Annotated in this window: 9 protein-coding genes; 7 read left to right on the plus strand and 2 right to left on the minus strand. The window is 38.0% G+C overall.

Annotated features, from left to right (window positions below; genetic code table 11):
• The first annotated feature begins 11 nt into the window (after window positions 1–11).
• Both RTP52_RS16650 and RTP52_RS16655 read left to right on the plus strand, forming a co-directional pair.
• Window positions 12–1142 (plus strand): HEAT repeat domain-containing protein, encoded by a 1131-nt coding sequence (locus RTP52_RS16650; RefSeq protein WP_312372596.1) that lies wholly within the window; start codon window positions 12–14, stop codon window positions 1140–1142.
• The gene (locus tag RTP52_RS16655; RefSeq protein ID WP_312372597.1) at window positions 1139–2578 is read left to right on the plus strand and encodes a glycosyltransferase family 2 protein; all 1440 of its coding nucleotides are present in this window, start codon (window positions 1139–1141) and stop codon (window positions 2576–2578) included. Before RTP52_RS16650 ends, RTP52_RS16655 begins: the two co-directional genes overlap by 4 nt.
• An 82-nt stretch (window positions 2579–2660) precedes the next feature.
• On the opposite strand, the gene RTP52_RS16660 is transcribed toward RTP52_RS16655, so the two are convergent.
• Window positions 2661–3365: a FadR/GntR family transcriptional regulator gene (locus tag RTP52_RS16660; RefSeq protein WP_312100439.1), complete on the minus strand. Its 705-nt coding sequence runs from the start codon at window positions 3363–3365 to the stop codon at window positions 2661–2663.
• 298 nt (window positions 3366–3663) lie between these two features.
• Here RTP52_RS16660 and RTP52_RS16665 point away from each other — a divergent pair, with 298 nt between their 5' ends.
• The 4 genes from RTP52_RS16665 to RTP52_RS16680 all read left to right on the plus strand — a co-directional run bounded on the left by RTP52_RS16665 (window position 3664) and on the right by RTP52_RS16680 (window position 8853).
• Window positions 3664–4665 (plus strand): DUF5692 family protein, encoded by a 1002-nt coding sequence (locus RTP52_RS16665; RefSeq protein ID WP_312372598.1) that lies wholly within the window; start codon window positions 3664–3666, stop codon window positions 4663–4665.
• A 309-nt stretch (window positions 4666–4974) separates the two neighbouring features.
• Window positions 4975–5643 carry a hydrogenase nickel incorporation protein HypB gene (gene hypB / locus RTP52_RS16670; RefSeq protein ID WP_312372600.1) on the plus strand — a complete coding sequence of 223 codons (669 nt, stop codon included), beginning with the start codon at window positions 4975–4977 and terminating at the stop codon, window positions 5641–5643.
• Between the two features lie 78 nt (window positions 5644–5721).
• Entirely contained in the window at window positions 5722–8397 is a 2676-nt protein-coding gene (locus RTP52_RS16675) for an FAD-dependent oxidoreductase (protein ID WP_312372602.1), read from the plus strand.
• A gap of 114 nt (window positions 8398–8511) precedes the next feature.
• Window positions 8512–8853 (plus strand): hydrogenase maturation nickel metallochaperone HypA/HybF, encoded by a 342-nt coding sequence (locus RTP52_RS16680; protein ID WP_312372604.1) that lies wholly within the window; start codon window positions 8512–8514, stop codon window positions 8851–8853.
• Between the two features lie 138 nt (window positions 8854–8991).
• Here RTP52_RS16680 and RTP52_RS16685 read toward each other — a convergent pair whose 3' ends face one another.
• Window positions 8992–11382 carry a cation-translocating P-type ATPase gene (locus RTP52_RS16685; RefSeq protein WP_312372605.1) on the minus strand — a complete coding sequence of 797 codons (2391 nt, stop codon included), beginning with the start codon at window positions 11380–11382 and terminating at the stop codon, window positions 8992–8994.
• A 673-nt stretch (window positions 11383–12055) separates the two neighbouring features.
• Between RTP52_RS16685 and RTP52_RS16690 the strand changes: the two genes are divergently transcribed.
• Window positions 12056–13786: a methyl-accepting chemotaxis protein gene (locus RTP52_RS16690; protein ID WP_312372621.1), complete on the plus strand. Its 1731-nt coding sequence runs from the start codon at window positions 12056–12058 to the stop codon at window positions 13784–13786.
• Window positions 13787–13883: the final 97 nt, after the last annotated feature.

A 13883-nucleotide genomic window follows, 5' to 3' on the forward strand; every position in this document is an offset into this window, starting at 1 on the left:
GAAGGGGGAACATGGAGCAATATATATATATTTCAATCACATTTTTTTCTCTGATTATATTTCTATTGTATATTTACATTCTGTATGAGAAAATTTCTGAAGCATGCAGAAACAATAAAATAAGAAAACATACTCATAAAATAGAACCTTATATTGATTATATTCTTAATGAAATTAGAGAAGGAAAGGAAACAACTTCAGCAACATTGGAAAATATTAAAGATGCCTGTAATGATAAAACGAAAAGTGAAGTAATCGAAGAAATAATTTTAGATCGTCTCGAAAGTTTTGACAGCACGTATTTACCAAAGCTAACAGAGCTATGTCATGATACCTGTATTGTTGAGCATGAGATAAACAATTTGAAAAGTAGAAATTACTTCAAAAAGGCTTTAGCTGCCAAACGCTTAGGTGAGTTTAGAAGTAAAGAAGCGGTCCAGGCATTGTTAGATGAAATAAACGTAAGAAACAACGATGTGACATATAACATTCTTTTAGCGCTGGCTAAGATAGGGGATGAACCAGCATTTATAAAGGCATTTGAAGGCATTGATGCATCACTAAGCTTAAGTGAAAGAAGTTTAATAGAAATAGTCGACAGCTTTGAAGGTGACAAAAATAATATTTATAAGCATATGATAAATGGGAGTAATAGCTACATTACGGTGGTATTCATTAAGTCAGCAGGAAATTCTAAAAATATATCACTTAGCAAAGATATATCAAAATATTTGTTAAGCGAAAACAAGGAACTTAGGATTGCTGCTGTAAAAGCTATGGGCAACATAGGTGATGAAGAATATTTAGATGATATCATAAAGCTTTTAAAGGATTGTGAATGGGAAGTAAGAGCACTGTCTGCAAAAGCCCTTAGCAACTTTACCGATCATAAAATATTAATTCCTCTTAAGAACGCCCTTTCAGATAGAGAGTGGCATGTAAGGTATAATGCAGCAACAACTATACTGAATCATAAAGACGGAATGAGTGTTGTATCTTCTGTATTTGAGGGAGATGATGAATTTGCCAAGGATATAATTATTTCGGCTATAGAACACTCCGCTGAGAATAAAAACTATTTACATGAAAGTTTTAAAAATTTGGCTGAGAGAAAGTCTGCCATCATGCGAGGTGTTGTATGAGCTCAGAATTCATTAAACAGATAGTCACAGGCTTTAATTATATTGTATTTTATTATGTACTGGCTATTAATACTATCTATTTTATGCAGTTAATTATGTCTGCTTTTGGCCTATATGATTATATTCGGAAAATGCATTACTCCGACTATAAAAAATATACTACTTCCGTAAACATGATTCCTATTTCGGTATTGGTACCTGCCTATAATGAGGAAAATACAATAGTAGATAATATAAAATCTTTATTGGCGTTAAACTACCCATCCTTTGAAGTGATCGTTATTAATGATGGTTCTCAAGACAATACCTTTCATAAAATAGTAGAAGCTTACAATTTAAAGGAAATCAGTCAGCCTGTAAGGCATTTGATAAAAACAAAAAGTGTGAAAGGAATTTATAAAAATCTCGATATACCAAATCTTATTTTGGTTGACAAGGAAAATGGCGGTAAAGCAGATGCGCTCAATGTTGGAATAAATATATCAAAGTATCCTGTATTTACTACGATTGACGCTGACTCAATACTTGAAAGTGATTCCTTAGTCAGAGTAATCATGCCTTTCATTGAGGACCATTTAACAGTGGCTGTCGGTGGGATTGTCAGAATTGCAAACGGCAGTAAAATCAAGGACGGAAAAGTAGAGGCAATCGGACTGCCTAAAAGTAATTTGGCGATGTTCCAGATTGTGGAGTATTTAAGAGCCTTTCTTACAGGCCGATTGGCATGGAGTCGACTGGGATGTCTGCTTATTATTTCAGGTGCCTTTGGAGCTTTCCAAAAGGAGGCTGTAGTAAAGGCAGGAGGATATGCAAGTAATACGATTGGCGAGGACATGGAATTGGTGGTTAAGATACACAAAACCATGAGAAAAAGCAAATCAAAATATAAAATTAAATTCATACCTGACCCTGTTTGCTGGACACAGGCACCTGAGAAAATTAAAGATCTACGCGGACAAAGAAGAAGATGGCAAATAGGATTAATGGATAGCTTATTTAAGAACAAAGAGTTACTTTTAAATCCTCGGTATGGGATTGTTGGTATGTTTGGGATCCCATTTTTTTGGATTTTTGAAATGTTGGGCCCAATAATTGAAACGTTAGGCTATATTATTATTCCGCTATCCTACGTATTCGGATTGTTAAATACTAAATATTTTGTACTATTTTTAATAGCATCAATACTTTACGGTGTCGTACTGTCTATAGGTGCGATATTGTTGGAAGAATATACCTTTAGCAAATATCCATCGGTTAAGCAGCTATTTAAGCTTTCCTGGTACGGAATTTTGGAGAACTTTGGGTATAGACAGATGACAACTATTTTTAGAATGGATGCAATCATAAGATTTAAAAAGTTCAAAAACGATTGGGGAAACATTAAAAGAGAAAGCTTTAGCGCTAATAAAGAGGAAAATAACAAGTCAATTATATAACGTAAGGAAAAGAAAACATGCAGGCAAGCATTTGGAATGTGATTAACATTCTAAATGCTTGCCTGCATGTTCCTTTTTTGTCCTAATAATAAATCTGACGATTTCCACTTATGGTGTCATTAATGGAATGCTTTAGCCAGTCCACTGCTTTTTCAGTATTCCGCTCAGCAATGTAGTCGCATAGGATTTCGGTATTTTTATAAAGCACTTCTAATCCATAGAGACGTATAAAACGTTCCCACAAAAATAACACAGGAATCTTAAATGAAGAAAAGATTAACGGCATTAAGGTATTACCAGAGAGATAAGCTAGCTCATGTTGAAAATGAAAGGCGATTTCGCTTGCAGCTTCTGGTGACATTGCTTCACCTAACTGCTTTACATAATCTTTCAATTTTAAGATTTCTTCTTCTGTAATCTTTGGAATGCAGTGTTCTACTGCCATTGTGTCTAAAGCAATTCTTAGTTCTAAAATGGAACGAACTTCCCCATCACGTAAGACTCCTCCATTATAATTCAAAATAGAAGTTAACGTTTCAAGTGTACCATTTCGACGATAGTCAGCCACAAAAGTACCTACTCTAGGTTTTATAGTTAAAAATCCTTTACGACCAAGTTCAGCAATACCTGCGTTAACTACCGCACGGCTGACCTGCATCGATTGTGCTAAATCTCTTTCTGGCGGAAGTTTTTCACCAACAGGCAATTTTCCGGATAATATCATAGTCTCAAGTTCATGTATAAATAATTCTTTTAATGAGGGCGCACTAAGTTTTGAAAATTCCATAGGAGTTTTTTCCTTTCATGTAGTTTTTAAATTCCATACTCACAGATTGGCTGTGGTTCAACCACATACCATACCTTATTATATAGAAAATAAAGGGAAATTACAAGTGCATATTATATAAAACACTTCGGAAATACAGATTAATTTAGGTAAATATTGACTATAAAACGCTAATATGTTAAGATTTTATCAAAACATTGATACTGTGGTATGACCAGAGAGAATGAGGGGATAGGGGATGGTCCAATCAGTTACAATGTAAATTTAAATTGCGTATAAAGCAAAGGAGGAAGTAAAAGTGTTTACGTTCAATTATGGAAGTGGGGCAACAGTATTATCGGTGTGGCTCGTCTGGATTCTAGTATTTGCGTTGTTATTTGCACTGAATGAATTTACCAGAAGATCCACAGTGGGAGGGTTTGTCTGTTTCATCGTTATGCCAGTTGTTTTATCGGTTTTATGGTTTACTGTATTAAGTGATACTACATATACAGACTGGTTCCATTTAGCCAAGGTATATTCTGCAACAGCAGGTTGTATCGGTTTTTGGTGCATTCGTAATTTACATGGAACGAACAAAAAGACAGGTAAGGAATGGAGATTGGCAAACAATCGTATTGCGTTATGTTTTCCACCGTTAATCTTAGCAATTAATATTTTAGAAGCAGTGGTAAGAGATATTGAAATTGGTCTTCAGTATTCGAAAGGTGGTATTTTAGCGGATGGTTCAATGTATGTTCTGGGTGGACCTTGGAACTTTATGAATGCGGCAGCAGGTATTCTAAATATCATAACAATCACTGGATGGGTTGGTATCTGTATTCGTAAGAAAACAAAGTCCGACTCTAGCAGGGATATGTTATGGCCAGACATGATGTGGTTTTGGATTATCGCCTATGATTTATGGAACTTTGCTTACACTTATAATTGTTTGCCAGGGCACGCATGGTATTGCGGATTTGCATTATTATTAGCGCCAACCGTATGTGCATTCACCCTGGGAAAGGGTGCATGGTTACAGCACCGAGCTCATACTCTAGCATTATGGTGTATGTTTGCCCAGACAGTTCCAGCATTTATCGATAAAGGTAGATTTGCAGTATCTTCGACCTACAATAAGGGAGCGTTGTTTATTTGGAGTTTTGCAGCATTAGCTGTCAACATTGCGGTTGTAATCTTTATGATTTATCGCGCAAGTAAGACCAAGAGAAATCCATACAAACAAGAATTATATGTTGATATGAAGAAATTTAAGGAAGTGAAAGTGTTAGCTGATCCATCAACAATAAACCAAGCATAAATATTGGAGATAGAGAGAGCTATTGCAAAGCATACTTAGATAAAATCGGAGTAAGAAATTGTATATTTAGTTAGAACCTATTTAAAACCGTCTAAGTGGTAGGAGATTGAAACTAATCCACAGCATCTTAAACAGTATAGCTTATATCAAGAAAAAGGTATAGAAAAGCTATGACTATATCGAGGAGAAAGAGAAATTATAATAAAGTAAACTTAAAAACTTTGAGAAATCCATACTTAGCAAGTTTGTGAATGCGCTGCAGCCACAAGCTTGCTATACATAAAAAGCAGCGCAGAAATGAGGTAACTTATGAAAGAATTCAAGATACTTGAGATTAAGCAAAGCGTGTTTGAAGATAATAACAAGGATGCAAATCTTCTTCGTGAGGAATTAAAGCAAAACGGAGTGTTTTTACTTAATTTAATGTCTTCACCGGGAGCAGGTAAGACTAGTACTTTAAAAAAGACAATTGCTCTGTTAAAAGAGGAGATGACCATTGGAGTTATGGAGGCAGACATTGACTCTGATGTCGATGCAAAAACAATAGCTGAAACAGGTGTTAAGGTAATTCAATTACATACTGGTGGAATGTGCCACCTTGATGCAGATATGACAAGACAGGGACTTCTCGGACTTGATGCTTCAGGAGTAGACCTAGCTATCTTAGAAAATGTAGGAAACTTAGTCTGTCCTGCAGAATTTGATACAGGTTCTAGTAAGAATGCTATGATTCTTAGTATTCCAGAAGGGGATGATAAACCTCTGAAATACCCATTGATGTTCTCGATTGTGGATGTTCTATTAATTAATAAAATGGATGTATTGGAACATTTTGATTTTAATTTGGAAGCCTGCATAGAACGTGTGAGAAAAATAAACCCAGACATTAAGATTATTCCAATATCAGCTAGAACTGGTGAAGGAATTGAAGTTTTCGCGGATTGGTTACGAACAGAAGTTAAGAAATGGAAGGAATAAAGTGAAAAAGTTTTTCAACCTGCGCAAAGAACGTGTACAGGAATAGGAGCAAACATAAATTCTATTTGGAGGAATCGTATGGTAAAAGAAAAAGTTCTAGACCTTGCCAATCATATCAGTAGAAAAAAACGTGGTTCTAAAAATGAAGTTAAAGCAACCGATCCAGAATATAGAATACTAGAGCCTGTTGTTACAGATGATATGGCTGATGTAGCTTTATGTATGGAGATAAGAAAAAAAGCAACAGCGAAAGAACTTGCCTTAAAGTGTGGTAAAAGCGAAGAAGAAACCGCGAAATTATTGTGGGAATTAGCATTAGCAGGTGTATTGTTCGTTAACAATATCGATGGAGTGGATCATTATTGGTATGATACCTGGGTTCCTGGTATTATGGAAATGATGGTGAATAACAAAGAAAATGTGGCGAAATATCCACAGATAGCAGAGAGCTTTGAAGCATATGGTAGAGTGCGTGGCCCTAAAACAGCAGGTAGTTTCCCTGTGGGTGTTGGGCTAATGCGTGTTATTCCAATCGAAACAGCAATACAGGGCGAAACAAGAAGAGCTTCTTATGAAGAAGTGTCAAAATATCTGAACGATAATGATATCTTTTCAGTTTCTGACTGCTCCTGTCGTACTGCAAGAGAAATCATGGGCGAAGGGTGTGGACATCTGAAAGAAGATATGTGCATTCAGATGGGGCATGCTGCAGAGTATTACATTCGTACCGGAAGAGGAAAGCAAATCACAAGAGAAGAAGCCTTTGAGATTATCAAGCGTGCAGAAGAAAATGGCTTAATGCACCAGATTCCAAACTTAGATGGTTCTGGAAAAACGCATGCGATATGCAATTGTTGTGGTTGTTCCTGCTTATCTTTAAGATCAGCGGAAATGTTTATTAATGCAGATATGGTTCGTTCCAACTATGTTTCTCATGTAGACAAAGATAAATGCGTAGCTTGTGGTGAGTGTGTACAGCATTGTCCGGTGAATGCTTTACAGCTAGGACAGAAACTGTGCGGTAAGACACCAGTAGTAGATAAAATAGTTCGTAAGGATACTCCAAGAGATACCGAATGGGGACCAGATAAATGGAATGCAGACTACCGTATTAACCGAAAGAATGTTGTTGATACAGGTACTAGCCCATGTAAAACGGAATGTCCAGCACATATTTCAATTCAAGGATACATAAAACTTGCTTCTCAGGGAAAATTCCGCGAAGCATTAGAACTTATAAAGCATGAGAATCCATTTCCTGCGGTATGCGGTAGAATCTGTCCAAGAAGATGTGAATCTGCTTGTACCAGAGGGGATATCGACGAACCAATCGCAATCGATGATATTAAAAAATTCATTGCAGAGCAGGATTTAAAAGAAGAGAATCGCTATGTACCAAAGAAAAAACACGAGTATGGTAAGAAGATTGCAGTTATTGGAGCAGGACCATCTGGGTTATCCTGTGCATTTTATTTAGCATTAGACGGATATCAGGTAACAGTATTTGAAAAACAAGAAGTATTAGGTGGTATGTTAACTCTAGGTATACCCGCGTTTCGCCTAGAAAAAGAAGTAATCGAAGCAGAGATTGAGGTAATAAAAGAACTTGGAGTAGAATTTAAGACAGGGATAGAAATAGGACGTGACATTACTATTTCGGAATTAAGAAAACAAGGGTACGTTGCTTTCTATGTTGCTATTGGTGCACAGTCTGGCAGGAAGCTAGGTATGGAAGGAGAAGATGCGGAAGAAGTAATTACCGGAATTGATTTCTTAAGGGAAGTAAACTTAAAAGTGAATAAGAATTTAAGTGGGAAAGTCATTGTAATCGGTGGCGGAAATGTCGCGATTGATGTGGCAAGGACAGCGGCTAGAGTTGGAGCTGAGAAAACTAAGCTGTACTGTCTTGAAAGTAGAGAAGAGATGCCAGCATTAGAGGAAGAAGTAGAAGAGGCTCTCCATGAGCAGATAGAGATCCATAATTCTTGGGGACCGAAACGTATTGTTCTGGAGGATGGGCATGTTGCGGGTGTTGAATTCAAACGTTGCCTCTCCGTATTTGATCAAGAACATCGTTTCCATCCAGTATACGATGAAGAAAAAACTATCGTAGTTCCTGCGGCTTATGTTCTTCTTTCTGTTGGTCAGGCAATGGATTATGGCATGCTACTTTCTGGTACAAACGTTGAACTTAATCAGAATAAGACTATAAAAGCAGATTCTACAACGCTACAAACTAATGAAAAAGATATTTTTGTTGGAGGTGACGTTTATACCGGTCCTAGATTTGCAATTGATGCAATTGCTGCGGGAAAAGAAGGAGCTATTTCTATCCATCGATATGTACAGCCGGGTCAAAGCTTAATTATTGGTCGTGACCGAAAGGAATATCATTCCTTTGATAAATCCAATGCGATTACGGAAGGATATGATACCACACCTCGCCAAAAGGCATATGAGTATAAAGCTGTTTCTTCCTTTAAGGATTCCAGAGGCGTATTTACAGAAGAACAGCTAAGAATGGAAACGAAACGCTGTCTTGGTTGCGGTGCAACAGTCGTGGATGAATTCCTATGTGTTGGTTGTGGCCAATGTACAACAAAGTGTATGTTTGACGCAATTTCTCTCGTTCGAACTTATGATGGAAAAGGTGTTGCTTTCGAAGATATCAAACCAGTAGTCGTAAAGCAGATTCTAAAGAGAAAAGGAAAGATTATGGTTAAGAATGTTAAGAAAGCACTGACAAGGAATTAATGTAACAGGATCAATGCCATCTAAATAAGAAAAAAATAGATAAAAAGTTTGAGTCTTAATAATCCTAGGCACAAACTTCGGATGCGTAAAAGATGCGCAGGATTGAGGAGAAAGATGCATGAACTAGGAGTAGTTATCGAAGTAGTAAAAACAGTGGAACGGGTTGCGGTGGAACAGGATCTTACCAAAATTGATACTGTGGTATTACAAATTGGAGAATTGTCGTCTATGATACCAAAATATGTAGAGCAATGTTATCCAGCAGCGGTAGATGGAACTATCTTAGAGAACACGAAACTTGAGATTGAGATTCTACCGGGAAATGCTCTTTGTAAAGACTGTAAAAAAGTGTTCCGGCTGTTAGAACATCATCATCAATGCCCAACTTGCAATACTAGAAACTGGGATTTACTCAGTGGTAGGGAGTTCTTTATTAAAGAAATGGTAGCTTACTAGGCTTTGATTATGATGTAGAGATATAATAATAGCTTCATCTACAATCAGACATAGGAAAAAAACCGTAGAATCACTTGCCAAGAAGACAAATGATTTTACGGTTTTTCTTTTCAATTAACCCTATTTATTAACTGTTACTTATTTCTCTGTCTGTTTGAATACAAAGCCTGCTGCCAACTTAACTAACCAGAACACCAGCACGCTGAACGCTGCGCCTAGAAGTAGAACCATGATGCCTGTCACCTTCAGTGTAGAAAAATCAAATATACGTGGTAATCTTAGTATCGCAAACGTAAAGAGTACAGAAAGTGATACCACCAGCCAGAACCGGAAACGGTCGAGAGGGAATGAGATAAACAACAGGCCAAACAGCGCGCAACCACCTGTCAATATGACACTAATCGTTGAAATCTGTTGGTTGGATAGTAAGAAATAACCTGACAGAATATGCACGAACACCACGGCAAAAAAGATGGTCACGCCACCGGGAAGAGCCTTGTACAGGACGTTTCTAATAAATCGACCTGACACCCGCTGTTTGTCCGGTCGAAATGCGAGCAGAAACGAGGGAATGCCGATGGTAATGGGGCTGATCAGTGAAAGTTGAATTGGCGAAAATGGAAATGGAGCGGGTGAAAACAGGAACGCCAACAGTAGTAGGGTTGAATAAATGGTCTTAGTCAGGAAAAGTGAGGCGGTACGCTGTATGTTGTTGATGGAGGAACGCCCTTCTTCGATGATAGCAGGAATCGCCTTAAATGAGGAATCCAGTAATACCATATCCGCTACTGTGCGGGCTGCGTCAGTTCCCTTGGCAACCGCGATGGAGCAGTCTGACTCCTTCATGGCGAGAACATCATTCACGCCATCGCCGGTCATCGCCACCACATGTCCGCGGCTACGCATGGCCTGGATTAACAATTGCTTCTGAACCGGTGTCGTACGCCCGAAAACAACATAATCATCGCAGATATCTTTGATTTCGTTATCGTCATTCAAATCGGACAGGTCGATCGTTTTTTCAAAATTCTCCACTCCTACTGCCTGTGCAATGTGCGAAACTGTGACAGGGTTATCACCGGAGATGATCCGTACCGAAACGCCCTGCTCCTTCAGATAAGAGATGGTTTCCTTAGCATTCTTTCGGATGGTATCGCTGAGTAGAAGCAAGCAAACCGTGGTCCGATTGGGCATATCATCAAGTTCCTCGGATAAACTGCTGCTTTCTGCGAGGCAAAGCACGCGGAACCGCTTAGCAAGCTCCCCCGCTTTTGCGAGTAGTCCGGGCTGTCGTTCGGTAATAATGCGCTCTGGAGCTCCAAGTACATATGCTCCGGTACCTTCGAAAAATGCGCCGCACCACTTCTTCTTGCTAGAAAAAGGAACCGTACGAGACGGAGGGGTAATTTCGGTTCCGGCGCAGTAGGTTTTAATCGCGGACATTGTTTCGTTTTCGTCCATCGCAACGCTGAGACTGGAAAGTGCACTTAGAACCTTCGCTTCGTCTGGACCAAAATAAAAAATGTCCTCCAAGATCATACTGCCCTCGGTCAGCGTACCGGTCTTATCCAGGCAGATAACGTCGGCGCGGGCAAGCATCTCAATACTGTATAGTTCGTTGACCAAAACGCGTTTGCGGGCGAGCTTAACCACAATAACAGCGAAAACAGTGCTGGTAAGTAGAATCAGTCCACTCGGAATCATGCCGATGATCGCGGCAACCGTCCTTTTGGTCGCCTCGGCGACATTGTACTGGAGGTTTGCTATCTGGCTTTTATAGAACAAAAGCCCAAAGGGTATGATAACCACCGATATGACTTTTATGATCTTCTGAAGACCTTTTACAATCTCAGATTTGCGGGACTTGACCTTTTTTGCACCTGCAGTAATTTCATAGACTGCGTTATCTTTGCCCACTGCGACCGCGATGGCTATACAGTTTCCTGAGGAAATAAAGCTCCCGCTGTAGAGCATGTCTCCAGTTTCCTTGTATACGGGCTCGCTTTCACCGGTCAACAATGCCTCATTGACCTCACAGCCACCCTCCAGAATCAGGCTATCGGTGACAACTTGTCTTCCAGAATTGTAGCTCAAAATATCGTCCAGAACCACCTGATCGCCAGGGATAACTTCCTTCTTTCCATTACGTAAAACCAGCGCGGTGGCGGATGTGAGGATTGAGAGTTTGTCTGTAGCATGCTTGGCGCGCAGCTCCTGAAAAAGGTCGATTATTACGTTGGTGAGCATAATACCTACAAACAGGATATGCTTGTACTCTCCAACATAAATGAGCGCCCCAGCAAGGAACAGGATGATGAAATTGAACAAGGAAAACGTACTGTCACATATAATTAGCCATATACTCTTGGTTGACGGGGTCGCGTTAATGTTGATTCTTCCCTGGGAGATGCGCTCACGCACCTGTGCGCTTGACAGACCGATCTTTGGGTCAGGATTGAATCGCTGTATATCGTCATAATGCTTGTGTTTCAAGCGAAGCTTTTTGATAGGTTTGGGGTACTCAGGCATAAAAACTCCATTCTGCCGGGCTAGCAATATAATTGGAATGAAAGTGGATGCTGCTAACACAGCTTTTTTTGTTGTAAATTAAATTCAGCTATTTCTAAAGCTGTATCTATTTTCTGAACTTTCTTTGGTTTTTTATAAATTTTAAATAAGCTTACTGCCTAGATTTTAAAAGAGCTTTCGTCAATATGTCTTTTTTGTACCTTGGCACTGCTTATAATAAGATATTTTAATTTATTATTAATTGAAAGTCCATCTATAATTTGTTAAGATGAGCATGTACAGAATTCGGTCTATTTGATACTGCAAAACGTGGATATTACTTTTATCCTAAACCGATGTTAGTAGTTGACATAAATAAATCGATGTTAACCTATCGTTTATCATACCTTTGACTTTTGTTATGCTCTGTTTTTCTTCTTTAACAGTATTCCCAGACAGGAGATTAATAACAATTTATCGATGGAAGCATTGTATGATTACATAGGAAGATTTAAAAAGTTACTATCCCATCAGGAGTGAAGTGCTGACTTTTTAATTTCTTCAACATAATGTTATTTGGTAAGATGGGTTTGGCCATGTACCGAATGCATACGAAACTCCTGAGAGGTTGCTTCAAACTTTCAGAAAATGCTAAAGTTAAAATAATAAAAAACGGAGGATTACACTATTGAAAATGCAAAAAAATAAAATACCAAAAAGAAAAAAACTAGAAAGACAAATTTTATTTCGATTTATGCTAGTTATGACCACTTTATTTCTAATAATAGGTATCTGGGCTACCTCATATACTTTTAAGCATGTAACAAATTTAGCAAATTCAGTATTTGATTCTGTTATTACAGGATTAACTGGAAATATAGATCAATTTGAATTAAAAAATCTAATGGAAGATGACAGCAAAGAATCGGAAGCTTTAGACACGTTAAAAACAGAAATAGGAAAATACAGTGAAAACATCAGTTTGATTTCTGATTGCATCGCATTAATCACAAAAGATAATGGGGACTTTGTGTATTTATATGGCTTAGAAGATGGAGTAGAGTATTCCAAGGGTGATAAATTAACCTCTGTAGAAAGTGAATTAGTTGATGCCTATGAAACAGGAGAGATACATAATACAACATTAACTGTAGAATATTTGTGGCATAGAAAACCCATTGATTTTTACTTCCCTATTACAACTGAAAACGATAGATTTGTAATACATACTACAATAAAGACAGATTTGATTACAGTACTGATTTTATCAGTTTTAGGTGTTTTTGCAGTACTTCTCATCTTAATTCTATTAGCGGTTTATATAATTGTAAGAATCGTGCTGAAATCAGAAATGAAAATAATAGGGACTTTGGTAGAAAAAGTGGACGATATTTCAAATCTGGAGGGAGACTTAACCAAACGTATCCACATTAAGAGTAATAATGAAATCGGATTACTGGCAGAGCATATTAATAAATTGTTGGATACTGTCCATAATTTAGTGACAACTATCAAAGAATCATCCGACTACTTAATGATTACAACAAAATCCTTCCAAGAAATGATGGAAAAGACAGCAGCAAAAACAGATGGGATTCAAACCGCTGTAGGAAAAAGCGAAGATGCAATTGGAATTCGTACAGAAGCAACACAAAAAGTAAATCATATGGTAGCGCAAATCAATGACTCCATCAATCAAGCAGCCTGCCGTACGGAGCAAGCAACGGAAGAAGCGATAAAGACTTCAAATGCTGCAAATGTAGGATTTCATGTAATGAAAGATATGAAGCAGCAAATGCAGCATACGATGGAGCAGGTATCCGATACTGGAAACAAAGTAGAACATTTAAAAATAGCCTCACAGCAAATCAGCTCTATTGTTCTAAGTATCCGAGCAATTGCAAAGCAGACAAACTTAATCGCTTTAAATGCTTCTATTGAGGCTGCCAGAGCAGGAGAATATGGTAAGGGCTTTTTAGTAGTGGCAGATGAAGTTCGAAAACTTGCGGAAGAGTCTTCCATACAGGTAACTTCAATAGAATCTTTGATTCAAGGTATTCAGGAGAGGATTTATGAAACCGAAGAATCTATGCAGCAGACATTGCATACTATTGATGACGAAAGTAAGATGGTAAGTTCTGTGGAGCAACATTTTTCAGAAATTGCAGAGTCTATTACTTCAGTATCTGATATGGTTCAAGAGGTATCTGGCGAGACCCAGGAAATATCCGCATCAATAGATAATGTAAACAGTGAAATGAGTTCCTTAAATATCTCTTTTACTCAAAGCGATACAGTAATTGCTCAGATGATTGATAATATTGAAGAACAAAATACGGATGTACAAGGTTTAGCAGAACAAGTGGAGAAGCTTAACCTAATTGCCGGTCAATTAAATCACATGATTAGTAAAATAAAATTATAAAAAATTTGTATGGCTATGAAACGAGCGAAAGCACTAGAATGCTTTCGCTCGCTCTATATTATGAACATTCTAAAGTAAGGGCAAAGCCTTACTGTAT

It is taken from the genome of Lachnoclostridium sp. (assembly GCF_031997925.1).
Taxonomy (GTDB): Bacteria; Bacillota; Clostridia; order Lachnospirales; family Lachnospiraceae; genus Lachnoclostridium.